25 protein-coding genes are annotated in these 24,392 nt (G+C 69.8%); 13 read left to right on the top strand and 12 right to left on the bottom strand.

Annotation, left to right across the window (positions count from 1 at the left end; all coding sequences use genetic code 11):
• The 3 genes from ABZV58_RS06690 to ABZV58_RS06680 form a co-directional block, all read left to right on the top strand.
• On the top strand, positions 1–180 hold a 180-nt coding region (locus ABZV58_RS06690), incomplete at its 5' end, for a hypothetical protein (RefSeq protein WP_354999204.1).
• Between the two features lie 78 nt (positions 181–258).
• Positions 259–705: an SRPBCC domain-containing protein gene (locus tag ABZV58_RS06685; RefSeq protein ID WP_354999203.1), complete on the top strand. Its 447-nt coding sequence runs from the start codon at positions 259–261 to the stop codon at positions 703–705.
• 91 nt (positions 706–796) lie between these two features.
• Positions 797–2,041 carry an SGNH/GDSL hydrolase family protein gene (locus ABZV58_RS06680; RefSeq protein WP_354999202.1) on the top strand — a complete coding sequence of 415 codons (1,245 nt, stop codon included), beginning with the start codon at positions 797–799 and terminating at the stop codon, positions 2,039–2,041.
• 70 nt (positions 2,042–2,111) lie between these two features.
• Here the strand turns inward: ABZV58_RS06680 and gatA are convergent, their stop codons facing one another.
• Both gatA and gatC read right to left on the bottom strand, forming a co-directional pair.
• Entirely contained in the window at positions 2,112–3,584 is a 1,473-nt protein-coding gene (gene gatA, locus ABZV58_RS06675; RefSeq protein WP_354999201.1) for an Asp-tRNA(Asn)/Glu-tRNA(Gln) amidotransferase subunit GatA, read from the bottom strand.
• A complete protein-coding gene (gene gatC, locus ABZV58_RS06670) occupies positions 3,581–3,880 on the bottom strand; it encodes an Asp-tRNA(Asn)/Glu-tRNA(Gln) amidotransferase subunit GatC (protein ID WP_354999200.1) in 300 nt (99 codons plus the stop codon). Before gatC ends, gatA begins: the two co-directional genes overlap by 4 nt.
• A gap of 364 nt (positions 3,881–4,244) precedes the next feature.
• Here gatC and ABZV58_RS06665 point away from each other — a divergent pair, with 364 nt between their 5' ends.
• Positions 4,245–4,895: an amino acid-binding protein gene (locus tag ABZV58_RS06665; RefSeq protein WP_067781705.1), complete on the top strand. Its 651-nt coding sequence runs from the start codon at positions 4,245–4,247 to the stop codon at positions 4,893–4,895.
• 59 nt (positions 4,896–4,954) lie between these two features.
• On the opposite strand, the gene ABZV58_RS06660 is transcribed toward ABZV58_RS06665, so the two are convergent.
• From ABZV58_RS06660 to ABZV58_RS06650, 3 genes are read right to left on the bottom strand one after another with little or no spacing between them, the layout of a single operon-like run.
• Positions 4,955–5,464, bottom strand: a complete 510-nt coding sequence (locus ABZV58_RS06660; RefSeq protein ID WP_354999199.1) for a GNAT family N-acetyltransferase — start codon at positions 5,462–5,464, stop codon at positions 4,955–4,957.
• A 46-nt stretch (positions 5,465–5,510) separates the two neighbouring features.
• Entirely contained in the window at positions 5,511–5,855 is a 345-nt protein-coding gene (locus ABZV58_RS06655) for a hypothetical protein (protein ID WP_354999198.1), read from the bottom strand.
• Between the two features lie 28 nt (positions 5,856–5,883).
• Complete coding sequence (locus ABZV58_RS06650) at positions 5,884–7,110, bottom strand: ATP-binding protein (RefSeq protein ID WP_354999197.1); 1,227 nt, start codon at positions 7,108–7,110, stop codon at positions 5,884–5,886.
• A 197-nt stretch (positions 7,111–7,307) separates the two neighbouring features.
• Between ABZV58_RS06650 and ABZV58_RS06645 the strand changes: the two genes are divergently transcribed.
• The gene (locus tag ABZV58_RS06645) at positions 7,308–7,907 is read left to right on the top strand and encodes a Uma2 family endonuclease (protein ID WP_354999196.1); all 600 of its coding nucleotides are present in this window, start codon (positions 7,308–7,310) and stop codon (positions 7,905–7,907) included.
• A 66-nt stretch (positions 7,908–7,973) separates the two neighbouring features.
• Positions 7,974–8,327, top strand: a complete 354-nt coding sequence (locus ABZV58_RS06640; protein ID WP_354999195.1) for a hypothetical protein — start codon at positions 7,974–7,976, stop codon at positions 8,325–8,327.
• Positions 8,328–8,609: 282 nt separating this feature from the next.
• Here ABZV58_RS06640 and ABZV58_RS06635 read toward each other — a convergent pair whose 3' ends face one another.
• The 7 genes from ABZV58_RS06635 to ABZV58_RS06605 form a co-directional block, all read right to left on the bottom strand.
• On the bottom strand, positions 8,610–9,620 hold the full coding sequence (locus ABZV58_RS06635; RefSeq protein ID WP_354999832.1) for an S-adenosylmethionine:tRNA ribosyltransferase-isomerase: 1,011 nt from the start codon (positions 9,618–9,620) through the stop codon (positions 8,610–8,612).
• Between the two features lie 122 nt (positions 9,621–9,742).
• Positions 9,743–10,435, bottom strand: coding sequence for an SDR family oxidoreductase (locus ABZV58_RS06630; RefSeq protein ID WP_354999194.1), 693 nt, complete (start codon positions 10,433–10,435; stop codon positions 9,743–9,745).
• A 263-nt stretch (positions 10,436–10,698) separates the two neighbouring features.
• On the bottom strand, positions 10,699–12,789 hold the full coding sequence (gene ligA, locus ABZV58_RS06625) for an NAD-dependent DNA ligase LigA (RefSeq protein ID WP_354999831.1): 2,091 nt from the start codon (positions 12,787–12,789) through the stop codon (positions 10,699–10,701).
• Positions 12,790–12,883: 94 nt separating this feature from the next.
• The gene (locus ABZV58_RS06620; RefSeq protein WP_354999830.1) at positions 12,884–13,933 is read right to left on the bottom strand and encodes a methionine synthase; all 1,050 of its coding nucleotides are present in this window, start codon (positions 13,931–13,933) and stop codon (positions 12,884–12,886) included.
• Positions 13,934–14,247: 314 nt separating this feature from the next.
• The gene (gene mnmA / locus ABZV58_RS06615) at positions 14,248–15,366 is read right to left on the bottom strand and encodes a tRNA 2-thiouridine(34) synthase MnmA (RefSeq protein ID WP_354999193.1); all 1,119 of its coding nucleotides are present in this window, start codon (positions 15,364–15,366) and stop codon (positions 14,248–14,250) included.
• Positions 15,366–16,595, bottom strand: a complete 1,230-nt coding sequence (locus tag ABZV58_RS06610; RefSeq protein WP_354999192.1) for a cysteine desulfurase family protein — start codon at positions 16,593–16,595, stop codon at positions 15,366–15,368. Before ABZV58_RS06610 ends, mnmA begins: the two co-directional genes overlap by 1 nt.
• 237 nt (positions 16,596–16,832) lie before the next feature.
• Positions 16,833–17,300 carry a MarR family transcriptional regulator gene (locus ABZV58_RS06605; RefSeq protein ID WP_354999191.1) on the bottom strand — a complete coding sequence of 156 codons (468 nt, stop codon included), beginning with the start codon at positions 17,298–17,300 and terminating at the stop codon, positions 16,833–16,835.
• Between the two features lie 115 nt (positions 17,301–17,415).
• On the opposite strand from ABZV58_RS06605, the gene ABZV58_RS06600 reads away from it, so the two are divergent.
• The 7 genes from ABZV58_RS06600 to frdD all read left to right on the top strand — a co-directional run bounded on the left by ABZV58_RS06600 (position 17,416) and on the right by frdD (position 24,159).
• Positions 17,416–18,540 (top strand): NADH:flavin oxidoreductase, encoded by a 1,125-nt coding sequence (locus ABZV58_RS06600; RefSeq protein ID WP_354999190.1) that lies wholly within the window; start codon positions 17,416–17,418, stop codon positions 18,538–18,540.
• Between the two features lie 56 nt (positions 18,541–18,596).
• On the top strand, positions 18,597–20,588 hold the full coding sequence (gene ligA, locus ABZV58_RS06595; protein WP_354999189.1) for an NAD-dependent DNA ligase LigA: 1,992 nt from the start codon (positions 18,597–18,599) through the stop codon (positions 20,586–20,588).
• Positions 20,589–20,669: 81 nt separating this feature from the next.
• Positions 20,670–20,903: a hypothetical protein gene (locus ABZV58_RS06590; RefSeq protein ID WP_354999188.1), complete on the top strand. Its 234-nt coding sequence runs from the start codon at positions 20,670–20,672 to the stop codon at positions 20,901–20,903.
• A gap of 25 nt (positions 20,904–20,928) precedes the next feature.
• Positions 20,929–22,671 (top strand): fumarate reductase (quinol) flavoprotein subunit, encoded by a 1,743-nt coding sequence (gene frdA / locus ABZV58_RS06585; RefSeq protein WP_354999187.1) that lies wholly within the window; start codon positions 20,929–20,931, stop codon positions 22,669–22,671.
• Positions 22,672–22,676: 5 nt separating this feature from the next.
• Positions 22,677–23,420: a succinate dehydrogenase/fumarate reductase iron-sulfur subunit gene (locus tag ABZV58_RS06580; protein ID WP_354999186.1), complete on the top strand. Its 744-nt coding sequence runs from the start codon at positions 22,677–22,679 to the stop codon at positions 23,418–23,420.
• Positions 23,417–23,809: a fumarate reductase subunit C gene (locus tag ABZV58_RS06575; RefSeq protein ID WP_354999185.1), complete on the top strand. Its 393-nt coding sequence runs from the start codon at positions 23,417–23,419 to the stop codon at positions 23,807–23,809. Before ABZV58_RS06580 ends, ABZV58_RS06575 begins: the two co-directional genes overlap by 4 nt.
• Positions 23,806–24,159 carry a fumarate reductase subunit FrdD gene (gene frdD, locus ABZV58_RS06570; protein ID WP_354999184.1) on the top strand — a complete coding sequence of 118 codons (354 nt, stop codon included), beginning with the start codon at positions 23,806–23,808 and terminating at the stop codon, positions 24,157–24,159. Before ABZV58_RS06575 ends, frdD begins: the two co-directional genes overlap by 4 nt.
• The last annotated feature ends 233 nt before the right edge of the window (positions 24,160–24,392 follow it).

Genomic DNA, 24,392 nt, shown 5'->3' with positions numbered 1-24,392 from the left:
ACCCGCCGAGTCCGCCTCGGGCTCGTGTTCAGCCTGCCGCTCGGCGCCGGGCTCGTGTTCAGCCTGCCGCTCGGCCCCGGGCTCATGTTCAGCCTGCCGCTCGGCCCCGGGCTCCAGTTGAGGATGCCGCCCAGCACCGGGCTCTCGCCGACGCACCGGCCAGCGCCGGAACCCCGCTGAGCTCGCTCATCGGCGCGGGATTTACGCTGAGCGAGCCGTTCATTGACGCGACAGTAGAACTTGTTCTAATTTGCTCCCATGGGCTTTGTCATCGACTTGGCCGTGTACATCGACGCACCGGCCGACCTGGTGTGGCAAGTAATCACGGACCTCCCCCGCTACGGCGAGTGGAATCCCTTCGTCACCGAATGCGAGAGCACGCTCACGCCCGGCGATCCGATCGACATGCTCGTGCAGGTCTACGGCTCCAGCCCGCGGCGGCAGCGCGAATGGATTCGCAGCCACACCCCGGGTCGTGAGCTCAGCTACTCGATGAAGCCGGTGCCGCTCGGCGCGCTGCACAGCCTGCGCTCGCACACCGTCACCGCGGTGAGTCCCGAACGCACGCGCTACGAATCGCATTTCGAGCTCGGCGGCTGGTTCCATCCCGTGGTGGCGGCGGCGCTCGGCGCGAACCTGCGCCGCGGCTTCGAAGGTATGACCGCGGGGGTCCAGCGCCGCGCCGAGCTGTTGCGCACCAGCTGAATCCGGGCCGGGAATCGACCCGGCGCTTTCGTGGTTGTGCCGTCCTGTTCGGCGCTTCGCCGAGTTCGACCACGAGAGAACGGATTCCGTCGTGCGCACCGTCCGTGCCCTGCTAGCCCTGCTGCTGATCCTGCTACCGTTCACCGCCGCGGGCGCGGCGGCCCGTCCAGCGGATCCGCCGGGCTGGACCACGGCGTGGGCGACATCACCGCACCCGCCGAGTCGCGCGTTCGTCACCAACTGGGCCCAGCAGGGCTTCGCGAATCAGACTCTGCGCCAAGTGGTCCGGGTCAGCGAGGGCGGACTCACCACCCGCGTGCGGCTGACCAACCGCTACGGCGCCGCCCCGCTGACGATCACCGGCGCGACCATCGCGCGCACCGCGGGCGCGGGCGCGATCAGGCCCGAGACGCTGTCGCCGCTGACCGCCGGGCTGTCACCCACCTTCGAGATCGCGCCGGGCGCCGACCTCGTCACCGATCCGGTCGCGTTGCCGCTCAACGCTTTCGACTCGATCACCATCACGCTGTACTTCGCCGGGCCGACCGGCCCCGCCACGCAACACGCGCAGGCCGTCGCCACCACTTACCGCGCCGCGGGCGACCACCGCGCCGACCCGACCGCCGCCGCGTTCACCGAGACCACCCCGACCTGGTACTACCTGGCGGGCGTCGAGGTGGCCGATCTCCTGCCGAACCCGCCCGCCATCGTGGCCTTCGGCGACTCCATCACCGACGGCGTCGGCTCGACCACCGACGCGGACAACCGCTTCCCCGACGAGCTCGCCGAACGCCTCGCCGCGGCGGGCGCCCCGCGCGCGGTGCTGAACCAGGGCATCGGCGGCAACCGGGTGACGGTCGACTCCGACTGGCTCGGCGAGAGCGCGCTGCACCGCTTCCAGCGCGACGTCCTCGACCAGCCTGGCGTCGGCACGGTGATCATCCTGGAAGGCGCCAACGACATCGGCCTCAGCGCGGGCGCGCCCACCCTCGGCGAACCGCCGGTGCCGGTCTCCGCGGACCAGTTGATCGCCGCGCACCGCGAGCTGATCGCCCGGGCCAGGGCCGCCGGACTTCGCGTCATCGGCGCGACCATCCTGCCCTTCGGCGATTCGCCGTACGACTCGCCGGAGGCCGAGGCCAAGCGCTTGGCCGTCAACGAGTGGATCCGCACCTCCGGTGAGTACGACGCGGTCGTCGACACCGCCGCCGTGCTCGCCGATCCGGCGGACCCGAGCCGGTTGAACCCGGCCTTCGACAGCGGGGATCGCTTGCACCCCAACGACGCGGGCTTCCGCGCGATGGCGCAAGCCGTGGATCTCGCCGATCTGCGCTGAGGACAACCCACCGAAAACGCCGAGCGGGCCGGGGCATCACGCCCCGGCCCGCTCGCCGTTGTCCGGTCCGTCAGGCGACGGGTCCGCGGGCGGTCTCGTAGGCCGCGCCCACCCGGTACAGGCGGTCGTCGGCCAGCGCGGGCGCCATGATCTGCAAGCCGACCGGCATGCCGTCGTCCTTGCTCAGCCCCGAGGGCACCGACATGGCCGGGTGGCCCGCCAGATTGGTCGGCAGCGTGCACAGGTCCGACAGGTACATGGCCAGCGGGTCGTCGACCTTCTCGCCCAGCTTCCACGGGGTGAACGGGCTGGTCGGCGAGACGAGCACGTCGACCTTCTCGTAGGCGGCGTCGAAATCGCGCGCGATCAGGGTGCGGACCTTGAGCGCCTGACCGTAGTACTCGTCGTAGTAACCCGCCGAGAGCGCGTAGGTGCCGATCATGATGCGGCGCTTGACCTCGGGGCCGAAGCCCGCGGCGCGGGTCATCGCCATGACCTGCTCGGCGCTGTGCGTGCCGTCGTCGCCGACGCGCAGGCCGTAGCGCATGGCGTCGAAGCGCGCCAGGTTCGACGACACCTCCGAGGGCATCACCAGGTAGTAGGACGGCAAGCCGTACTCGAAGTGCGGACACGACACCTCGACGACCTCGGCGCCCAGCTCCTTCAGCACGCCGACCGCGGCGTCGAAGGAGGCGAGCACGCCCGGCTGGTAGCTGTCGGAGTGCAGCTCCTTGACCACGCCGATCTTCACGCCGCGCAGATCGCCCTCGGCGCCCGCGCGCGCGGCGGCCACCACCGGCGGCACCGGCACGTCGCGGGAGGTGGAGTCGCGCGGGTCGTAACCGGCGATCACCTCGTGCAGCAGCGCGGTGTCGAGCACCGTGCGGCCGCAGGGCCCGCCCTGATCCAGCGAGGACGCGCAGGCGACGAGGCCGAAGCGGGAGACCGTGCCGTAGGTCGGCTTGGTGCCGACGGTCGCGGTCACCGCCGCGGGCTGCCGGATCGAGCCGCCGGTGTCGGTGCCGATGGCCAGCGGCGCCTGGTACGAGGCCAGCGCGGCCGCCGAGCCGCCGCCGGAGCCGCCCGGGATGCGGGTGGTGTCCCACGGGTTGCGGGTCGGGCCGTAGGCGGAGTTCTCGGTGGACGAGCCCATGGCGAACTCGTCCATGTTGGTCTTGCCGAGGATCGGGATGCCTGCCGCGCGCAGCTTGCTGGTCAGCGTCGCGTCGTACGGCGACATCCAGCCCTCGAGGATCTTCGAGGCGCAGGTGGTCGGCATGTCCGTCGTGGTGAAGACGTCCTTGAGTGCCAACGGAACTCCGGCCAGCGGCGAGGCGGGCGCCTGCCCGTCGGCCAGCGCCGCGTCCACCGCGTTCGCGGCGGCGAGCGCCTGCTCGCCCGCGACGTGCAGGAACGCGTTGAACTCGCCGTCCACCTCGGCGATCCGATCCAGGTGCGCCTGGGTGACCTCGGCCGAGGACACCTCGCGGGCGTGGATCTTCGCGGCCAGCTCGGCCGCGCTGAGCGTGGTCAGCTCTGTCATTCGCCCTCTCCCAGAATCTGCGGCACCATGAACCGCTGCTCCTCGACCGCCGGTGCGGCCGCCAGCGCCTCGTGCGGCGTCAGGCCGGGCACGAGTTCGTCGGGGCGCGTCACGTTGGTCACCGGATTCGGCGAGGCTGTGGCCGGGACGTCGGCGGCGGCGACCTCGGAGATGGTCCGCACGTGGCTCAGGATCGAATCCAGCTGACCGGCGAACTGATCCAGTTCGGCGTCGGTCAGCGCGAGCCGGGACAGCCGGGCGAGGTGTGCGACCTCGTCGCGGGAGATGGCGGGCACCGCGGGACCCCTTTCGGCATGGTTGTGCATGGGTGGCCGTGCACGACGACCGCGCTGGCGCTCGGCTCACATCGTGCACGGCAGATGTTAGTCCGCGACCGGGATCGCTCCGCCCACCCGGTCGCTGCCGGGGCTGCGGTGGACAGACAAACACTACGCCGCGCGACGCACCGCCCGTCCGAGAGCAAGAACCGCGACGACACACCACGGGATCTAGAGCGACACGCCGAGATGGCGCGAAATTGCCGCGTGGCGTTCGTCACTGGCAGCGCTTCGAGTCGATAACAGGCCGCAAGGGGTGTAAGTATTGCCTGACCCGGGTATCCGACCACCAGGCTCGGCCGGCCAGAGGAAAGGAACGCGCGTGTCATACCTGCTCCGCGTGCAACTTCCGGATCGCCCGGGAAGCCTCGGCGCACTCGCGCTCGCATTGGGTTCCGTCGGCGCCGACATCCTCTCGCTGGATGTGGTCGAACGAGGGGCAGGCTTCGCCGTGGACGATCTCGTCGTGGAAGTTCCACCCAACGCGCTCCCGGACACGCTGATCACCGCGGCGGAATCGATCGGCGACGTGCACGTGGACTCGATCCGCCCCTATTCGGGCGTGCTGGACACGCACCGCGAGCTCGAGCTCATCGACCAGGTGGCCAGCGCCCGCGACGATCGGCTGCAAGTGCTCGTCGACGGCGTCCCCCGGGTGCTGCGCGTCGGCTGGAGCACGGTGATCGATCTGGGCCCGCACGGCGCCTACCGGCTCGTCGGCAGCCAGAGCGCGCCGCAGACCCAGGCCGGTTCGGCGCCGTGGATGCCGCTGGAGAAGCCCGCGGTGCTCGATCCGGAGGCCGAGTGGGTGCCGCAGATCTGGCGCGACATGGACACCAAGCTGGCGGCGGCGCCGCTGGGCAACACCGGCAAGGTGCTGCTGCTCGGCAGGCCGGGCGGCCCGGACTTCCGGCCGTCGGAGGTGGCGCGGCTCGGCTACCTGGCCGGGATCGTCGCGACCGTGCTCGGCTGAACCCGAACCGTGCCGGAGGGAACTGCTCTTGGCGCGCAGTCGGATTCGCGCGAACGGTGTCAGCGTGCAGGTAGCGGTAGCCGCAGCACGGTGAGCAGCTCGCCCGCCTGCGTCGTCCAATCCCGTTCCGGCACGGCGACGAAACCGAAGCGGTCGTAGATGCGGCGGGCGTCGACCATCGCGGACATGGTGGTCAGCGCGACCGCCTCGCACTTTTGCGCGCTCGCCATCTCGATCACGGTGCGCACCAACGCCGTTCCCGCGCCGAGCCCGCGGGCCCGCTTGGCGACCGCGAGCATGCGGAACTCCAGTTCGCCGGGCCGCGCGATCTCCGCATAAGGGGTGCCGTAGCGGGCGACGGTGAGCGAGCCGATCAAGCGGTCGTCGTGCACGGCGACCAACACCTCCGCAGCGGCGGCGGCCCTGCGTTCGGTGTCGGCCAGCTCGGCGACGTACGGACTGCCCGGCCGGACATAGCCCTCGCCCACGTACACGTCGACGGTCAGCTCACCGACCGCGGCGTATTCCTCCGGGATCGCCGTCCGGATGACCAGCTCGCTCGCGCCCATACCGGCATCCTGCCACCGCCGCGCGCGACCTAGACATCCGACCAGTTCAGGAACCCAGGCTCGGACGGCCGCCGGGGTGCTGGATCTGCCACCGGTCCGGCTTGCCCGGCGGGTACACCACGGGGATGTAGTCGCCGATCGCGGGCCACTGGTTCACGTCCCAGGCGAAGCGTCCGTAGACCACGGTCCCCGGTACCGAGGGGCCGGTCAGGTTGCCGGTGATCGTGACGTATTGCTCGCCCACGGCGTCCGGGCGCGGGCTCACGCCGGTCACGTACAGGGTGCCGGATTCCGGTTCGGCCAGCTGGAAGCCCTTTCGCCCCCGGCGGTAGGACACCAGCAGCGCGACGAGCAGGGTGACCATGATCACCAGCATTGCGAGTTCCAGCATGGGTCCATCGTATGGGGCAACGGTGAGGTCAGAGCGCGGCCAGCTCGCTCGTCCCGCGCTCCGTGCGCCGGACCTGCCAGACCGCCGTGCGGGTGCGTTGCGAACGCCCGTTGCCCCGATCGATCAGCGAGCGGTTGTCGGTGGTGAAAACGAGTTGGGCGCCATGGGCATTGGTCTCCGGGTTCTGGAACAGCTGGATCAGCCGGTCGGCCTGTTCGGCGGGCAGGTGCGCGCCGATGTCGTCGACCGCGAGTACCCGGCCGTTGTCGAGCGCGTCGAGCATGGTGGGCAGCAGGCGCAGCAGCGAGAGGGTCGCGGCGGATTCGTCGGTGATGTCGAACGGGGCGTCGATGCCCGCGTGCACGAGGCTCAGGCCGACCCCGCGCCGACTCACCATGCGGGTGTAGAGCGCGTCGCGGGCCGCGCGCAGGTTGGTCAGCTCCCGTTCCAGCAGCAGCGGTGTGAGCCCGGTGTCCTGTAGTAGTCGGTCGGCGTGCGCGGGCGAGGTGGCGCACAGCTCGACCTGTTTGGCGGCGCCCTCGATATCGGCGTCGAGTTCGCGCAGGTAGTCGGCGTAGAGCGGGTCGTTCTCGGCGATCAGCAGATCCGTGATGCCCAGTTCGGCGGCGCGCAGCAACAGCAGCAGTCGGGCCGCGTTGTCCGGGGAGCGAGAGATGTGGCCGCCCAACCGGTGCGCGATCTCGTTCGGCTCGGCGGCGCCGCGCTGTACCTCCAGCATCGAGGAGAACCAGCGGTAGGCGGGGACCAGCGCCTCGGCGTACATCTGCCCGGCGAGGCTGAGCAGCAACGCGTTCGGGCGCACCAGCGGCACCAGCGCGGCGATGCCGTAGCGGGCGGCCTCGAACATGGGCCCGATCTTGATCTGTTCGCCGTTGCGCTCGAACACGATTCGCTTGCGCGAGCGCGGATGGCTGTACAACCATTCGGCCGTCACCTCGGCGTTGTCCAACCGGAAGCCGTAGGTGAACGGGCAGCCCTCCGCGACGAACCCCGCGACGAACTCCGACGGCCGATCCGGAAAACCCAAGTGCGGCGCGCGAACCGGGCCCGCGTAGGGATCCCACCCCGTGACCGAGTGCAGCACCGCGTCGCGCATGTGCCCGAGCGCGTCGACCAGGCTCGTCTTCCCCGCCGCCGTCCCGCCGTGCACCGCGGTCACCGGCACCGCCACCGGCCCGCTCCCCTTGGTCAGCCGCAACTCCTGCCGTTCGGCCAGCGATCTGTGGTTGGTCACCTGAAAACTCCGCAGCATGCCGCCATACTTCCGTCCCACCCACCTCGAGGCGACACCAACCCGCGTCGGTGCACGAACCAGCACACGGCGCCCGCCGAGTCCGTAGTTGTGGATAAGTTCGATTTCCTCACCGCTACCTGGCCCGATGCGACGCGCTTCCGCCCTCACCTCGAGCACGGCACGGTAGGCTTGGCTTCATGACCGAGGCCTCGATCGCCTACCGCTGGAGCCGCGACGAGTTCTTGCGCGCGTGGCAAGCGGGCGCGTTCGACCATCGGGTCGAACTCGTGGAGGGGGAGGTCTGGTCGGTGGTCATCGGAGACTGGCACGGGCCAGCCGTATTCCGCGTCGGACTGGCATTGGAGTCGGACGGGTTCGAGGTCAGCGGAACAACGCTGCCGACCGAGGATTCTCTTCCCGACCCGGACTGCTGGGTCCGACGGCTCGATTCCGAGCCGATCGGTGTCGTCGGGCGGAAGATCTCGGTGTGGGCCCCGGACGATATCCCGCTGGTCGTCGAGGTTTCCGACGAGACGGTCGTGCCAGACCTCACTATCAAGGCCAACCTTTACAGCCGGGGCGGGCATCCGGTGTATTGGGTCGTCACAAGGGAACTGATCTACGAACATACCGAGCCCACTCCCGTCGGCTATGCCAACGTGCGCAAATTCCGTCCTGGCGAACTCATTCCGCTGCACTTCGCCGACACCGCCGTCGCGGTCGACGACATCCTCTTCCCGAAAAACCGGCGGCCGACAGCTGACGGACGGGGGGACAGGGCGGCCGATCGGGGTTAGCATGCTGGCGCTAGGTCCTGTGCGGGGCGTGGCTGTCGGAACGTCTCCCACGGATGAGGTGCAGCGATGACACGGATACTTCGTCGGCTCGTGATCCGCGGTGCGGTGATCGGGGCGGTCGCCGCGGGAGCGGTGGTCGCGGTGCCGCAGACGGCGATCGCGGAGGCGCCGTGCCAGGACGGTACCGCGCGGGTTTTCCTGAACAACGCCACCAATCTGTGTCAGAGCGGCAGCGCGACCTACACCGCGTACCCCGCGGTGACCAAGGTGTGTTCGACCAGCGGTACCAAGGTCGTCATCGACACCACCGGCCCGCGCCGGGTCAACCGTCGGCACGTCGAACTCGATCCGGGCGGGCACTGCGCGCGCTTCGAGATCGAGGGCCAGGAAAGCGCGACCGTGCTGGTCACGGCCGCCTGACAAGCACACCGCCGGAAAGACGTTCGGATTGACGGTCTTGCGGCGCAGCACGTTTCACCTCGCCCGACGGGCGCAGCCGGACGGAGTCGCCCCGTAAGCCGCGCACGGCCGGGGGCTGGACGGCGCGCCGGTGGCGTTCGTCCACCAGACCCGCGACCCGCTGGTCCCTGACCAGGCGGCCGGACTTCGTCCCGAGCAAACCCGCGCACCTCCGGCGGTGAATCGGCATCGCGCGATCCGGCAGTTCGAAGGTCGGCGCCCACGCGAACGCGGAGGTACGACCTAGTCGCGGTCGTCGGCGCGGAAAAGCAGTGCGCTGTCGCCGAATTCGTGCCACAGGTAGCCGGTGTCGAGCGCCTCGGCGTAGGCGCGGCGCACGGTGGTCTCCCCCGCGACCGCGACGAGCAGATCGAGGTGGGAGGCGCCGGGGGCGTGCCAGCCGGTGATCAGCCCGTCGACCACGCGGGCGGGGTGGTCCGCGCCGAGCACCAGTTCGGTCCACCCGCTCACGGGCCGTACCCGACCATCCTTGTCGGCGGCGGATTCGAGGGCCCTGGTGACCGTGGTGCCGACCGCGACGATCCGCCCGCCCGCGCCTTTGGTGTCGTTCACCAGCCGGGCCGTCGCGGCGGGCACCGCCAAACGCTCCGGGCTCGGCGGCTCCCCGGCTTCCGGTGACGAGACGCCGGTGTGCAGCGTGATCGGCGCGAGGGAGACACCCGAGCTCACCAGATCCAGCACCACATCGTGTGTGAATGGCCTTGCGGCGCTGGGCATTTCCGCGCTGCCCGGAATCCGTCCGAACACCGTGGTGTAGTACGACGGCGACCATCGCCGCGGCACGTAGGAGTAGGTGATCGGTCGTCCGTGCTCACTCATGAGAACCCGCGGATCCACGGTGACGTCGGCGATCCACAACCTGCGCGCCCCCGGCAACCAGGGCTCGCGCAGCGTCGCGCGCGCTCCGCCCGCCAGCTCGAGCACAGCGCCCGCACGCAGTTCGCCGTCGGGCAGTGGGATGCGCTCGCGGGTGCGCGCCTCGACCACCCAACCGCCGTCGTCCAACCAGGTGGCGAAGTGCAGGGTGATCGGCAGATCGGCGAGTGTGCCGTCGACCGCCGCCGAGGTCGTAGCCGAATTGTTCACCACCACTAGGTCGCCCGGTCGCAGATACAGCGGCAGTTCGCGGAACCGCGCGTGCGTCGACCGGTCTCCCGCGACCAACAGCCGGACTTCGTCCCGCGCCAACCCACGCGCCTCCGGCGGTGCATCGGCATTGCGCCGATCCGGCAGTTCGAAAGTCCGCGTCCACGCGGCGAAAGTCGTTGCCGCCCGGATGTTTCCGTGCTTCGACAACGAGCGGTGCCGCGCGGACGGCACGATGCCTTTCGCAGATCGGCGCGACGCCCCGCCACTCATCGCGCCACCGCGAAATCCGCCGCGGTGTAACGGCCGTTCCTCGGGCGTTCGTCGAGGAGCCGCAGCAGCGCGGGCACGACGCTCTCCGGCTCCGGCCGATCGGAGATGTCCTCGCCGGGGAACGCGGCCTGATGCATCTCGGTGCGCATATCGCCCGGATCGAAGGAGTAGACGGCCAGCTCCGGATGCTCGGCCGCGAGGATCGCGGTGAGCTGGTCCAGCGCCGCCTTGGCCGAACCGTACCCACCCCATCCCGGATACGGCTCCACGGCGGCGTCGGAGCTGATGTCGACGATCACCCCGCCGGGACCGAGCAGGGGCAGCGTGGCTTGCAGAACGGCCAGCGGCGCCACCACGTTCGTGCGATACACGGCCTCGAGCTCGTCGAGCGCGTAGTCGGCCAGCCGCGGCAGCGGGCTCGGGCCGAGCCTGCTGGCGTTGTTCACCACGAGGTCGAGAGGTCCGGCGCCATCGGCGATTTCGGCCAGCCGCGCGCGGTGCGCCGGATCGGTGACATCGCCGGTGACGGCGACGAATGCGACGCCGAGCTCGGCGCGGACCTCGTCGAGCCGATCACCACGACGGGCGGTGCCGATCACCCGCCAGCCGCGCCCGGTCAACGCGCGTGCCAGCGCGCGGCCGAGCCCGGCGGACGCGCCGGTGATGAGGGCGGTGGGACGGTGAGTCATGATGACCTCCTCCTAGTTGCCTGGTAGGCGCTGTCGGACTCGATCCCTCCGAAGACCACCCCACGGCCGAAGCGACTGCGGAGGTACGCCGCGCACGCCCGGAGCGACTGCGGAGGTACGCCGTCGCATGGCCGGAGCGACTGCCGAGGTAGCCGCGCATGGAGCGAATGCGGAGGTACGCCTACCCACCGATCGTCATACCTGAAGCAAGGTTCAGGTCAAGTGCCGTTCGCAGACGGCGCACACGCCGACCGCCGCGGGGCCTACTCCTCGACGTTTCCCTCGGCGCCGGACGCCGCCGGTGTCACCGCCTCCGGCCCACCCGCCAACAGCAATCGGAATCCGTCCTCGTCCAGAATCGGCACACCGAGCTCCTCGGCCTTGGCCGCCTTCGAACCGGGCGACTCGCCGATCACCACGAACGCCGTCTTCTTGGAGACCGAACCCGCCGCCTTACCGCCGCGCATCAGAATGGCCTCCTTGGCGCCGTCGCGCGAAAAGCCTTGCAGCGAACCGGTGACGACGATCGAGAGGCCCTCCAGCGTGCGCTCGATCGACTCGTCGCGTTCGTCCTCCATCCGCACACCGGCCGCGCGCCACTTGTCGACGATCGCCCGGTGCCAGTCGACGGTGAACCATTCGGCCGCCGCCGCGGCGATGGTCGGGCCGACGCCGTCGGCTGCGCCGAGTTCCTCGGCCGTGGCCGACTCGATCCGCTCCATGCTGCCGAACTCGGCGGCCAGCGCCCTGGCCGCGGTGGGGCCGACGTGCCGAATCGACAGGCCGACGAGCACCCGCCACAGCGGACGGTCCTTGGCGGAGTCCAGATTGTCCAGCAGCCGTTTGCCATTCGCCGAGAGGGTGCCGCTCTTGTTGGCGAACAGCGAGGTGGTGAGCAGGCGCGGCTCGTCGAGGTCGAACAGATCGCCCTCGTCGGCGATGGCGCCGGACTTCAGCAGGTCGACGGCGGCCTCGTAGCCGAGCGCCTCGATGTCGAAGGCGTTGCGGCTGGCCACGTGATACACCCGCTCCCGCAGCTGCGCGGGACAGGAACGCTGGTTCGGGCAGCGGATGTCGGCGTCGCCTTCCTTCTCCGGCGCGAGCTCGGTGCCGCACTCCGGACAGTGCGTCGGCATGACGAACTCGCGCTCCTCGCCGGTGCGCGCGTCCACCACCGGGCCGAGCACCTCGGGAATCACGTCGCCCGCCTTGCGGATGGTGACGGTGTCGCCGATGAGCACGCCCTTGCGCTTGACCTCCGACGCGTTGTGCAGCGTCGCCATCGCGACGGTCGAGCCCGCGACGGACACGGGCTCCATCACCGCGAAGGGCGTGACGCGGCCGGTGCGTCCCACGTTGACCTGGATGTCGCGCAGCTTGGTGGTGGCCTCCTCGGGCGGGTACTTGTAGGCGATCGCCCAGCGCGGCGCGCGCGAGGTGGAACCGAGGCGACGTTGCAGCGACGTCTCGTCGATCTTGATGACTTGGCCGTCGATCTCGTGCTCGATGTCATGGCGGTGCTCGCCCCAGTAGGCCACCCGCTCGATCACCGCCTCGACGCCCTGCACCCGCCGGGTGTGCTCGGAGACCGGCAGGCCCCAAGCGGCCAGCGCACGGTACGCCTCGTACTGCGAGGACGGCATGTAGCCCTCGATGCGGCCGAAACCGTGACAGATCATCCGCAGCCGCCTGCGCGCGGTGACCGACGGGTCCTTCTGCCGCAGCGAACCGGCCGCGGTGTTGCGCGGGTTGGCGTAGGGCGGCTTGCCCTCGGCGACGATGGACGCGTTGAGGGTCTCGAAGTCCGCCAACCGCATGTACACCTCGCCGCGCACCTCGAGCAGGTCGGGAATCGGGAACTCGTCGGCGGCGGCCAGCTCGACCGGGATGTCGTCGATGGTGCGCGCGTTGAGCGTGACGTCCTCCCCGGTGCGGCCGTCACCACGGGTCGCGGCGCGCACCAGCCTGCCCTTCTCGTAGACCAGGTTGAGCGCGACGCCGTCGATCTTCACCTCGCACAGGTAGTGCAGGTTCGGGCCGGTCTCGGCCTCCACCCGCGCGGCCCATGTGCGCAGTTCGTCATAGCTGAACACGTTGTCCAGCGAGAGCATCCGCTCCAGATGGTCGACCGCGGTGAAGTCGGTCGCGAAGCCGCCGCCGACGAGCTGGGTCGGCGAATCGGGCGTCCGCAGATCCGGATGCTCGTCCTCCATGGCTTGCAGCCGCCGCAGCAGCTCGTCGAACTCGCCGTCGGAGATGATCGGCGCGTCGCGCACGTAGTAGCGGAACTGGTGTTCGCGAACCTCGTCCGCGAGCCGCTGCCAGTCCACCCGCTGCTCTGCCGTCGCCGGAATCGCCACACTCTCGCTCTCGCTCACGAAAGGCAGAGTAGTCGAGGCCACCGACACATTCCCGCACGTCCGAGCCCTGCCGCGGGGTCCGGACCGGTCAGGAGAAGGTCAGCGACTCCGGGTCCTCGGCGAAGGCGCGGGCCACCTCGTTCGCCAGATTCAGCGCGCGCCGGGCCCAGGACAGCGGCGCGCCCGCGAGCCCGCACGCCGGTGCGACGAGCACGCGGTCGGCGAGCGTGGCGCGCGGAAAGCCGAGGCGATCGATGAGACGCACGCCCGGTTCCGCTATCTCACGCCAGGTGACCGGCGCCTGCGGCGTGGTCGCCGTCGCGGCGGCTCTGATCGCCGGGTCGGTGGTCGGCACCAGCCCGAGCACCAGCCGTTTACCTGCGTCGAGCGTCTCGCCGATGCTGTCGAGATCGCGGGTGTGGATCGTCGCGAGGTCGAAGCCGACCGCGGCGGCCTGGCTGCGGCGCAGAAAGGCCAGCGCGGGCGGCTCGGCGCAGCTGTGCACCAGCACCGGCGCGTCTTGCGCCTCGATGACGGCGTCGAGGACCGCGAGCGCCTCCGGATCCGGCATCGCGCGCACGGTGTCCAGCACGCTGACGCCGCGCAGCGAACCGTTCAGCACGTCGGTCAGCGACGGCTCGTCGAGTTGCAGCACGACCCGCGCGCCGAGCCGTTTGCCGACCTCGGCGACGTGCTGGGCGAGGCCCTCCGCGAGGGATTCCGAAAGATCGCGCAGGGCGCCGGAATCGGTGAGCGCGCGGTGCCCGCCGGGCAGCTCGACCTCGGCGGCCAGGGTGAGCGGACCGGCGGCCTGCACCTTGACGACGCGTCCCGTACCCGCCGAACCCGTTGTCTCCCATGCCTCTTCGAGCGCGTCCAGGTCGGCGCGCAGCAGGTCGCGGGCGCGGCGGGAGACCGCGCCGGGACGCGCGGCGAGCCGGTAGCCGCGGGTGCTGGTGTCGAAGCGCATGTCCACGAGCAGGGCCGAGACGCGACCGATCATGTCGGATCCGAGACCGCGGCCCGGTAGCTCGGGCAGGTGGGTCAGCTCGGCCAGCTCGCCGAGCACGGTGTTCGCGGCTTCGCGCGGATCGGCGCCCGGCCAGGAGCCGACGGCCGTCGCGATACCGCCGGGCAACGGGTCGGACGCGCCGGGGTCGGCGGAATCCGCAGCGTCAGTACCGGTTTCGCTCACCACGTCCTACCCATGTCGATGTGTGATGGATGCCGCCGCGTGCGCCGGTGGCTCGACGCCTGATGCCGAGATTCGTCCCAGTCCGCCCGGCCGCGGCATCGTGACATTACCCCGCACCGCAGCCGGGGCGATCATGGCGTATCCCTGTCGGACTCGCGGCCTGCTCCTCGGTGCGCCAGCGGGTACGACGGCCGATCCAGACGACGATCAGCTTCTCTACCGCACCTCGGTGCGCCAGCGGCGGACGATCGGCTCCTCTACCGCGCCTCGACACGCGCCGCGTCGTCGGCCGAGTGCGGCTCGCGCGAGGTGGCGCTGATGGTCCCGCTGCCGATCACCTCGTCGCCCGCCGCATCGGGCCGGTACAGCACGACGGCCTGTCCGCGCGCGACGCCGGTCAACGGCTCGCGCAGCCGCACCTCGAGCCCGTCGCCCGCCGCCTCGGCGACCGCGGGCGCGGTGCCGCCGTGCGCGCGCACCTGCGCGACGCACTCGATCGGCCCCTCCGGCGTCGTGCCCGAGGTCCAGATCGCCCGCTCGGCGCGCACCGTCCAGACCCGCAGGTCCTCGGCCGAGCCGACGCGCACGGTGCCGGAGTCGGGATCGATGTCGGTGACGTAGCGCGGCTTGCCGTCGGCCGCGGGGCCCGCGAGCCCGAGGCCCTTGCGCTGGCCGATGGTGAAGCCGTGCACGCCCTCGTGCTTCGCGAGCACCTGACCGTCGGCGTCCACGACCGCGCCCGGCCGGACGCCGATCTTCGCGCCGAGGAAGGCGCGGGTGTCACCGGAAGGGATGAAGCAGATGTCGTGGCTGTCGGGCTTGTTCGCCACCGCGAGTCCGCGCTCGGCGGCCTCGGCCCTGATCTGCGGCTTCGGAGTGTCGCCCACCGGGAACATGGCGCGGGACAGCTGCTCGGCGGTGAGCACGGCGAGGACGTAGGACTGGTCCTTGTCCGCGTCCACCGCGCGGCGCAGCACACCGCCCTCCAGCCGGGCGTAGTGGCCGGTGACGACGGCGTCGAAGCCGAGCGCCACCGCGCGGTCGGCCAGCGCCGAGAACTTGATCTTCTCGTTACAGCGCAGGCACGGGTTGGGCGTCTCGCCCGCCGCGTAGGCCGCGACGAAGTCGTCGATCACGTCTTCCTTGAAGCGGTCCGCGAAATCCCAGACATAGAAAGGGATTCCGAGCACATCCGCCGCGCGGCGGGCATCACCCGCGTCTTCCTTCGAGCAGCAGCCGCGCGAACCGGTGCGCAGCGTGCCGGGCGTGGCCGAGAGCGCGAGGTGCACGCCGACCACCTCGTGCCCGGCGTCGACGGCGCGCGCCGCCGCGACGGCGGAATCGACACCACCGCTCATCGCCGCGAGTACCCGCATCACACACCACCTTTCGCACCGGCAAGACCAGCGGCCCTGGCCCGCTCCACCACTTGGGGCAAGACATCGAGGAGGGCGTCCACGTCGGCGCGGGTCGACGTGTGCCCCAAGGAGAATCGCAACGAGCCGCGCGCCACCCATGGTTCGACGCCCATGGCGATCAGCACGTGACTCGGCGTGGCCACGCCCGCGTTGCAGGCGGAGCCGGTCGAGCATTCGATCCCCGCCGCATCCAGCAGCATCAGCAGCGAATCGCCTTCGCAACCGGGGAACGTGAAGTGCGCGTTGCCCGGCAAGCGCTGCGCGCCGACCGGACCGTTGAGCACGGCGTGCGGCACCGCCGCCGTGACGCCCGCGATGAGCGTGTCCCGCAAGGCGATCAATTCGGCTGTGCGCGTGGGCAATTCGGCGACCGTGGCGTCGAGCGCGGTGGCAAGGCCGACGGCGGCCGCGGTGTCCGAGGTGCCGGAGCGCAGGTCGCGCTCGTGCCCGCCGCCGTGCAACAGCGGCACACACCCGACCTGCCTGCCGAGCAACAGCACGCCGACACCGTGCGGTCCGCCGACCTTGTGCCCGGCGAAACTCGCCGCGGACAGCCCGCTCGCGGCGAAATCGATGGGCAGCTGGGCCGCCGCCTGGATCGCGTCGCTGTGCATGGGAACGCCGAATTCCTGTGCCACCGCGGCGAGTTCGGCGATCGGCTGGATCGCGCCGACCTCGTTGTTCGCCCACATGACGGTGACGAGGGCGACCTCGTCGGGGTGCTCGGCCAGCGCCGCCCGCAGCGAGCGCGGCGACACCACGCCGTCGGCGTCGACCGGCAGCCAGGTGGCCTGCGCGCCCTCGTGCCGCTCGAGCCATTCCACCGTGTCGATGACCGCGTGGTGCTCGATCGCGCTGGCGATGATCCTGGTGCGGCGCGGGTCGGCGTCCCTGCGCGCCCAGTAGATGCCCTTGACCGCGAGATTGTCGCTCTCGGTTCCGCCGGAGGTGAAGATCACCTCGGACGGCCGGGCGCCCAGATCAGCGGCGATCGACTCGCGCGCCTCCTCCAGCAACCGGCGCGCGGCCCGCCCGGATCCGTGCACCGACGAGGCGTTCCCCGGCCGCGCCATGGCAGCCGTCATCGCCTCGATCGCCGCGGGCAGCATCGGTGTGGTCGCCGCATGATCGAGGTAGACCGTCTGGGGCGCAGCACCGATGACCGGACCCGAAAAAGCCGACTTCATGACCGATAAAGCCTATCCCATCGCTGACCTGCGCAATCTTGGGGTATTCCCCCGCCATCTACGAATTCTCTACGATTTCGCACACGCTTCCCGCAACCTGCCGACCGCCCTCGAGTATTCCCTCGGCCGCCGTTCGGCACGGGCCGCGAGGGCGTTAGGGAGCCCTGCGCCCCTCACGGTCGCCCATCGCCGGACAGGGTGGTTTGCTCGAGGGTGCGGGGCCGGAGTCGGCGGCGTCTATCGACCGGCGACCGAGGTAGACGAGTCGGACCGGGTGGCGAGCCGGGCGACGAAAACCTGTTCCAGCAGTGCGCACAGACGGTCTCGGTCCTGGTCGCTGAGCCTGTCCAGGCCGTCTCGGGTGGCGCACATTTTCGCCCGGATCGTCTCGGTCACCTGCCACCCCTCGGGCGTGATGACGAGATTGGTGACGCGCCGGTCGGATGCGCTGGCCTCCCGGCGCACGAGGCCACGCTTCTCCAGCCGGTTGATGATCCCGGTCACGTTGGAGGCGTCGCAGGCCAAGGTCTCGGCCAGGGCGCGCATCGCGACGGGCCCCCGGCGCAGCACGCTCAACGTCCTGGCCTGGCTCGCGGTGAGGTTCTCGCTCGCCGCCGCGGCTGTGAAGTCGCTGTAGTAGGTGCCGAGCGACACCGAGAGCAGCTCCATGAGCTGGGCCGTGTCGACGCCGGAAGCTTCTGCCATGCGAACCACCCTATCCGCAGAAACTTGACCATCTCAAATACTTAGCTCTACGGTGGCTGCGTTGTTTGAAGTTCTCAACCATCGACTTCCTCAAGTAACTACTAGGAGCATCCAGTTGATCGATACCGCGTCCAAGGCCTCCCGCACGGCCGAGATCCTGTCCCGGCCGGTCACGCTGAACGGCCTGACCGTCCCGAACCGCATCGTGATGGCGCCGATGACGCGCATGTTCTCCCCTGGCGGCATTCCCGGTGACGACGTGCGGTCGTATTACGCCCGGCGCGCCGCCGCCGGCGTGGGCCTGATCGTCACCGAGGGGACCTATATCGGGCACGAGTCGGCGGGGCAGAGCGATCGCGTGCCGCGGTTCCACGGCGAGGAGCAGTTGGCGGGGTGGGCGCGGGTCGCCGCGGACGTCCACGCGGCGGGCGGCAAGATCGTGCCGCAGCTGTGGCACATCGGCATGGTCCGCAACCAGGGCGACGCGCCCTACCCTGACGCACCCGCCGTCGGCCCCTCCGGTATTCGTGTCGACGGCACCGAGGGTGGTAGGGCGATGACCCAGGGTGACCTGGACGACGTCATCGGCGCCTTCGCCGAGGCCGCGGCCGACGCCGAGCGCATCGGCTTCGACGGCGTCGAATTGCACGGTGCGCACGGCTATCTCCTCGACCAGTTCTTGTGGGGGCGGACAAACCGCCGTGCGGATGTCTACGGCGGTGACCCCGTGGGCCGTACGAGGTTCGCGGCCGAGGTCGTCGCCGCGGTTCGCGCCGCCGTCTCGCCCGGCTTCCCGGTGATCTTCCGTTACTCGCAGTGGAAGCAGGAGGCCTACGACACGCGACTCGCCGAGTCCCCGCGGGAGCTGGAGGCGATCCTGACTCCGCTCGCCGCGGCAGGCGTGGACGCCTTCCACGCCTCCACCCGTCGCTACTGGCTCCCGGAATTCGACGACTCGGACCTGAACCTCGCGGGCTGGACCAAGAAGCTCACCGGCAAGCCCACCATCACCGTCGGCTCGGTCGGCCTCGACGGCGACTTCCTCCGTGCGTTCACGGGCCAGGGCGCCGAACTCGGCAGCCTCGACAACCTCCTCGATCGCTTGGAGCGCAACGAATTCGACTTGGTCGCTGTCGGTCGCGCCCTGCTCCAGGACCCGGAGTGGGCGTCCAAGGTCCTGGCGGGGCGGATCGACGAGCTGAAGCCGTACGACGCGGCGGCACTGAAGACGCTCAGCTAGGCCGGGCGGAAGCGCCTCGACGGCAGTGTCGGTGGGTATCGGTAGCCTCCCGTGCTGTGGAAACCGGTGAACGTATCCAAGAGCTCGCGGACCGCATCGTGGCGCTGCGCGACGCCTACTACCAGGGCTCGCCGCTGGTCGCGGACGCCGAGTACGACGCGCTCGAGGACGAGCTTCGTGCCCTGATCGGGGCGCACCCCGACCTCACGCCCGACCCGAATCCGCTGGAGCAGGTCGGCGCGCCCGCGGTGCTGCACGCGCCGGTGCGGCACTCGCGTCCGATGCTGTCGCTCGAGAAGGCGACCAAGCCCGAGCAGGTCGCGGCGTTCTTCGAACGTTTTCCCGGCCAGCCGGTGGTGGTGATGCCGAAGCTCGACGGCTTGTCCCTGGCCCTGGTCTTCGAGGACGGGCGGTTGGTGCGTGCCGTGACCCGGGGTGATGGCACCACCGGTGACGACGTCACCATGCTGGTTCGCGCGCTGGTCGACGGCGTTCCCGAGCGGATCGGCCTCTCGGGGCGGGTGGAGGTTCGCGGCGAGGCGGTGATGCTGCGTTCGACCTTCCTCGCCTACAACACCGCGCATCCGGACAAGCCGCTGATCAATCCACGCAACGCCGCCGCGGGCACATTGCGGGCGAAGGACCCGGCCACGGTCGCCGGCCGGCGCTTGCAGTTCTTCGGATTCGACCTGGACACCCCCGCCGACGCCGCCGCGGTCGACCTCGTGGAGGGGTTGGCGGCACTGGGCATCATGGGCGCGCAGATGCGGCACTGCGCCGACGCCGAGCAGGCGCAAGCCGCGATCACCGCGATCGAGCGAAGCCGCAACGAACTCGACTACGACCTCGACGGCGCGGTGCTGCGACTGGCCGACCGCGATGCTTACGCGGCGGCCGGGACGCGGTCGAACTCCCCGCGCGGCGCGCTGGCGTTCAAGTTCGCCGCCGAGGAGAAGACCACGCTGCTGGCCGAGGTGGTCTGGGACGTCGGCAAGACGGGCAAGATCGTCCCGGTCGCGTGGCTGGAGCCGGTGTTCGTGGGCGGCACGACAGTCACGAAAGCCACGCTGGCAAACCAAGAGGTGATCCGCGCCCGCGACATCAAAATCGGTGACACCGTACTGGTGCGCCGCGCGGGCGACGTGATCCCGTTCGTCGCGGGCGTGCTCGACGCCTCCAAGCGCACGGGCGAGGAACGCGAGATCGTGCCGCCCACCGCCTGCCCCTCGTGCGCGCAGCCGGTGACCGAACAGGGCAACAGCCGAGAACTGTTCTGCACCAACGCCTCCTGCCCCGCCCAGACGGTGCGCAGGCTGATCCACTGGGCGTCGCGGGCGGCGGCCGACATCGACGCCATCGGACCGGTGTGGATCGAACGCCTGGCCGAGGCGGGCATTCTGGAGAGTCCCGCGGACTTCTACACGCTGACCAAGGAGCGTCTGCTCGAGTTCGACCGCATCGGCGAGGTCTCGGCCGCGCGCATGATCGACTCGATCGATGCCAGCCGCCAGGTCGGCCTGCGTCGCGCGCTGATCGGCCTGGCGATCCCGATGGCCTCCGATGGCACCGCCGCGCGCCTGGCCCGAGCGGGATTCGGCTCCCTGGAGGAGGTCGCCGACGCGGGCGAGGAACGGCTCGTGGCGGTGGAGGATATCGGACCGAAGGTCGCCGCCTCCCTGGTCGAGCATCTCACGCGCCTGCGCCCGGAATTGGAGCGGCTGCGCGCCGCGGGTGTCTGTCTGGATGTGCGCGAAGAGGACCTGCCCCCGGTCGTCGCGGCGGGCGCGCCCCTGGCGGGCAAGGCGGTGGTGATCACCGGCGCCATCAGCGACCCGCGCTCCGGCGAAAAGGTCGCCCGGCCGACATTCCAACGCCTGTGTGAGAAGGCGGGCGCGACAGTGGCGTCCTCGGTGTCGGCGAACACCGACCTGCTCGTCACCGGCGCGGGAGTCGGTGAGAGCAAGCTGGCCAAGGCGGAGAAACTCGGCGTCGAGGTCATCGATCAGGGCGAGATCTGGCAGCGGCTGATCGACGCCAAGGTCGTCTAGGCCCGGCCCGGGGGCAATGCGCGTACGCTTGTCTTCTACACCGATCAGTAGAGTGTGCCACCGGTTAGCCGGGAGGCCGAGATGCTTAGCACCACCGAGCAGTTCAGCACCGAACGCGCCCCATGCGGGAAACTGCGGGGCGGGGCTCGCCACCGGGAAGACGACGACGCGGGCCTGGTCATCGATGACCTGCGTTACGACTGCGGCTGCCGCAGGATTCGACACGAATTCCACGACGGCAGCGTTCGGATCAAAACCGTCCGCCACGACGGCAAGGTCCTGATGGACGAGCACAGCGCCGACTTCGAGGCCTGACCGACGACGCCCGGGTGGTGCCACCATGACCGCTTCGCACGATGTAGTGATCGTTGGCGGGGGCGGCGCGGGCCTGCGTGCGGCCATCGCCATCGCGCAAGACAACCCCCGGTTGAGTATCGCGATCGTTTCCAAGGTCTATCCGATGCGCAGCCACACCGTCTCCGCCGAGGGTGGCGCGGCCGCTGTCGCTGATCCCGGCGACAGCCTCGACGAGCACGCACACGACACGGTCTCCGGCAGCGATTGGCTCTGTGACCAAGACGCTGTCGAGGCCTTCGTCCAGGAAGCACCGCGCGAGCTGCTCCAGCTGGAACATTGGGGCTGTCCATGGAGCCGCAAGCCGGATGGGCGCATCGCGGTACGCGCGTTCGGCGGCATGACGAACAACCGCACCTGGTTCGCGGCCGACAAGACCGGCTTCCACATGCTGCACACGCTGTTCCAGACCGCACTGTCGTATCGAGACATCGTCAGGTACGACGAGTGGTTCGCCACGACATTGCTCGTCGACGAGGGCAAGGTGTGCGGCATCGTCGCCATCGAACTGGCCACCGGACGCGTCGAAACCATTCTCGCCAGCGCTGTCATCGTGTGCACCGGCGGCTGCGGCCGGGTGTATCCGTTCACCACCAACGCCAATATCAATACCGGCGACGGTATGGCCTTGGCCTACCGGGCGGGCGCACCGCTCAAGGACATGGAGTTCGTCCAGTACCACCCGACCGGGCTTCCGTTCACGGGCATCTTGATCACCGAAGCGGCGCGCGCGGAGGGCGGCTGGCTGCTCAACAAGGACGGTTACCGCTACCTGCAGGATTACGACCTCGGGACGCCCGCACCGAAGCCGGTGATGCGAAGCATGGAACTCGGGCCGCGTGACCGGCTGTCGCAGGCCTTCGTGCACGAGCTGGACAAGGGCCGGACCATCGGCACGCCCTACGGACACGTCGTCCACCTCGACCTACGCCACCTCGGCGCGGCTCTCATCGACACGAAACTGCCGTTCGTGCGCGAGCTGTGCTCGAAGTACCAGAACATCGATCCGGTCCGGGAGCTGATCCCGGTTCGCCCGGTCGTCCACTACATGATGGGCGGCATCCATACCGACATCCACGGCGCGACACCCCTGGACGGCTTGTACGCCGTAGGTGAGACCGCCTGCGTCAGCATCAACGGCGCCAATCGGCTCGGTTCGAATTCCCTGCCCGAGTTGCTGGTCTTCGGCGCGCGAGCCGGTCACGCCGCCGCCGAGTACGCGAGCTCCGCCAAGACCCGCGAGACACCGGCGGTCGTGGCGCGCGGACGCACCGAACAGGACCGGCTGGAACAGCGACTGGCCCAGCATGCCGAGGGATCCGAACGCATCGCCCAAATCCGCACCGAGATGCAAGAGACGCTGGAGACCGGTGCCGGGATCTACCGGGACGGCGCCTCCCTCACCGCGGCGGCCGACAAGGTGCGCGAGCTTCGCGAACGGTTCGGCAGCGCGCACCTCGACGACCACAGCCGGGCGTTCAACACCGAACTGGTGGCGATGCTGGAGCTGTCCTGCATGCTCGACGTGGCGGAATGCATCGTCGCCTGCGCGCTGGCGCGGGAGGAATCTCGTGGCGCGCACCAACGGACCGATTTCCCCGCCAGGGACGACCAGCGATTCCTGGCCCATTCGCTGATCCATCGGCAGCCGGACGGTCCGGGCCGCGTCTCGTACCTGCCGGTGACGATTACCCGCTGGCCTCCGGCCGAACGCGTATATGGGAGGTGATGGCGATGGCGGACCGGATAACCCTGCAGGTCGCGCGCTACCGACCGGATCGAGACGACGAACCGGTCCCGCAGTCGTACGAGGTTCCGCTGCGCAAGGAATGGACGGTGCTCGACGGCCTCAACTACATCAAGGACGACCTCGACGGGACGGTGTCGTACCGGTGGTCGTGCCGGATGGGCATCTGCGGTAGTTGCGGCATGACCGTCAACGGCGAGCCACAGCTGAGTTGCGCCACTTTCCTCACCGACTACGCGCCCGGGCCCGTGCGGGTCGAGCCATTGCGCAACTTCCCGGTGATCCGGGATCTCGTCGTGGAGATCAGCGACGTCATGCAGAAGCTGACCGCGGTCGAGCCATGGCTGATCAGGGAGGAACACCGGCCGCCCGAGGACGGCGAGTACCTGCAAACACCGTCCGAAATGGACGATTACAGCAAATACAGCATGTGTATCAACTGCATGCTCTGCTACTCGGCCTGTCCCGTCTACGCGCTCGAGCCCGAGTTCCTCGGTCCGGCGGCGATCGCGCTGGCCCAGCGCTACAACCTCGACTCGCGTGACGAGGGAGCCGCGGATCGGCGGGACGTGCTCTCGTCTCCCGAGGGAGTATGGTCCTGCACCTTGGTCGGCGAGTGCAGCACCGCCTGCCCCAAGGGGGTCGACCCGGCCGGGGCGATCCAACGCTACAAGCTGACCGCGGCCACGCAATCGCTGCGAGATTTCCTCATGCCTTGGCGGGCCCGATGACCACGGCGCCGCGGTTGTACCGAAAGCCGGTCCCCACGTTCTGGTGGGTGCGACGCCGCTCGTACCTGCTCTTCGTTCTGCGCGAACTCAGCAGCGTGTTCGTCGCCTGGTTCGTGGTGTATCTGCTGCTCCTCGTCCACGCGGTCAGTTCGGGAAGCGCGGAGTATCAACGGTTTCTGAGCTGGAGTTCCGGAGGGTGGGTGGTCGCGCTGAACACGATCGCCCTGCTGTTCGTGCTGCTGCACACGGTCACCTGGTTCGGCCTCGCGCCCAAGGCGATGGTCGTGCGGGTTCGGAACCGGCGCGTCGCACCGGCCGCGATCGTTGGGGCGCACTATCTGCTGTGGGGTCTGCTGACGGCGATCGTGCTGTGGGTGGTGCTGCGATGACGAACAGAAGATCCCCGGAACCGTTGGCGTGGTTGCTGTTCAGCGCCGGCGGGATGGCCGCCGCGCTGCTCGTGCCGGTGCTGCTGTTCCTGTTCGGCCTCGCCTTTCCCCTGGACTGGCTGCCCGCGCCGGACCACGCAGACCTGCTCTCGGTGTTGCGTCATCCCGTCACCCGGCTGGTCCTTTTCGGCCTCTGCGCGCTGGCTCTGTTCCATTGGGCACACCGCTTCCGGTACACGCTGACGCACGGCTTGCGGCTCGAGCGGTTCGGCGCGTTGATCATCGCGGTCTGCTACGGCGGCGCCGTCATCGGCTCGGTAGTCGCCGCGTACTTGCTGCTGCGCGCCTAGACACCCCCGGACGTCGATCGACATCGGTGAATTACCGCCGTACTCGGATACCCGGTCGCTGGACTGCACGCGGCCGAGGCCGGGACGTCGATGACCGGGGCCGGAAGCCGCTACGTCGCGCCGCATGGAAATCGACGGGACCTACAGGCAGGAAGCGTGCACGAGATCCCGCGCTTGCGCTTCCCCCAGCGACAACCCGGTAGATGTGCCGAAGTTCTTGGCCGCCTGAACAA

Origin of the sequence: Nocardia sp. NPDC004654 (assembly GCF_040609595.1) — a bacterium.
Lineage (GTDB): Bacteria > Actinomycetota > Actinomycetes > Mycobacteriales > Mycobacteriaceae > Nocardia.
Note: the sequence above shows the minus strand (reverse complement) of the source record. Positions and strands in the feature narration are given on the sequence as shown.

What these genes read in the sequence shown, in the direction of transcription:
- ABZV58_RS06685 (WP_354999203.1), top strand. Translation starts at nt 259, where the DNA reads ATGGGCTTTGTCATCGACTTGGCCGTGTACATCGACGCACCGGCCGAC.
- ABZV58_RS06605 (WP_354999191.1), bottom strand. Translation starts at nt 17,300, where the DNA reads ATGGCAGAAGCTTCCGGCGTCGACACGGCCCAGCTCATGGAGCTGCTC.
- ABZV58_RS06580 (WP_354999186.1), top strand. Translation starts at nt 22,677, where the DNA reads ATGGCGGACCGGATAACCCTGCAGGTCGCGCGCTACCGACCGGATCGA.
- ABZV58_RS06655 (WP_354999198.1), bottom strand. Translation starts at nt 5,855, where the DNA reads ATGCTGGAACTCGCAATGCTGGTGATCATGGTCACCCTGCTCGTCGCG.
- ABZV58_RS06660 (WP_354999199.1), bottom strand. Translation starts at nt 5,464, where the DNA reads ATGGGCGCGAGCGAGCTGGTCATCCGGACGGCGATCCCGGAGGAATAC.
- ABZV58_RS06590 (WP_354999188.1), top strand. Translation starts at nt 20,670, where the DNA reads ATGCTTAGCACCACCGAGCAGTTCAGCACCGAACGCGCCCCATGCGGG.
- frdD (WP_354999184.1), top strand. Translation starts at nt 23,806, where the DNA reads ATGACGAACAGAAGATCCCCGGAACCGTTGGCGTGGTTGCTGTTCAGC.
- frdA (WP_354999187.1), top strand. Translation starts at nt 20,929, where the DNA reads ATGACCGCTTCGCACGATGTAGTGATCGTTGGCGGGGGCGGCGCGGGC.
- ABZV58_RS06645 (WP_354999196.1), top strand. Translation starts at nt 7,308, where the DNA reads ATGACCGAGGCCTCGATCGCCTACCGCTGGAGCCGCGACGAGTTCTTG.
- gatA (WP_354999201.1), bottom strand. Translation starts at nt 3,584, where the DNA reads ATGACAGAGCTGACCACGCTCAGCGCGGCCGAGCTGGCCGCGAAGATC.
- ABZV58_RS06640 (WP_354999195.1), top strand. Translation starts at nt 7,974, where the DNA reads ATGACACGGATACTTCGTCGGCTCGTGATCCGCGGTGCGGTGATCGGG.
- ABZV58_RS06575 (WP_354999185.1), top strand. Translation starts at nt 23,417, where the DNA reads ATGACCACGGCGCCGCGGTTGTACCGAAAGCCGGTCCCCACGTTCTGG.
- ABZV58_RS06630 (WP_354999194.1), bottom strand. Translation starts at nt 10,435, where the DNA reads ATGACTCACCGTCCCACCGCCCTCATCACCGGCGCGTCCGCCGGGCTC.
- ABZV58_RS06610 (WP_354999192.1), bottom strand. Translation starts at nt 16,595, where the DNA reads ATGAAGTCGGCTTTTTCGGGTCCGGTCATCGGTGCTGCGCCCCAGACG.
- mnmA (WP_354999193.1), bottom strand. Translation starts at nt 15,366, where the DNA reads ATGCGGGTACTCGCGGCGATGAGCGGTGGTGTCGATTCCGCCGTCGCG.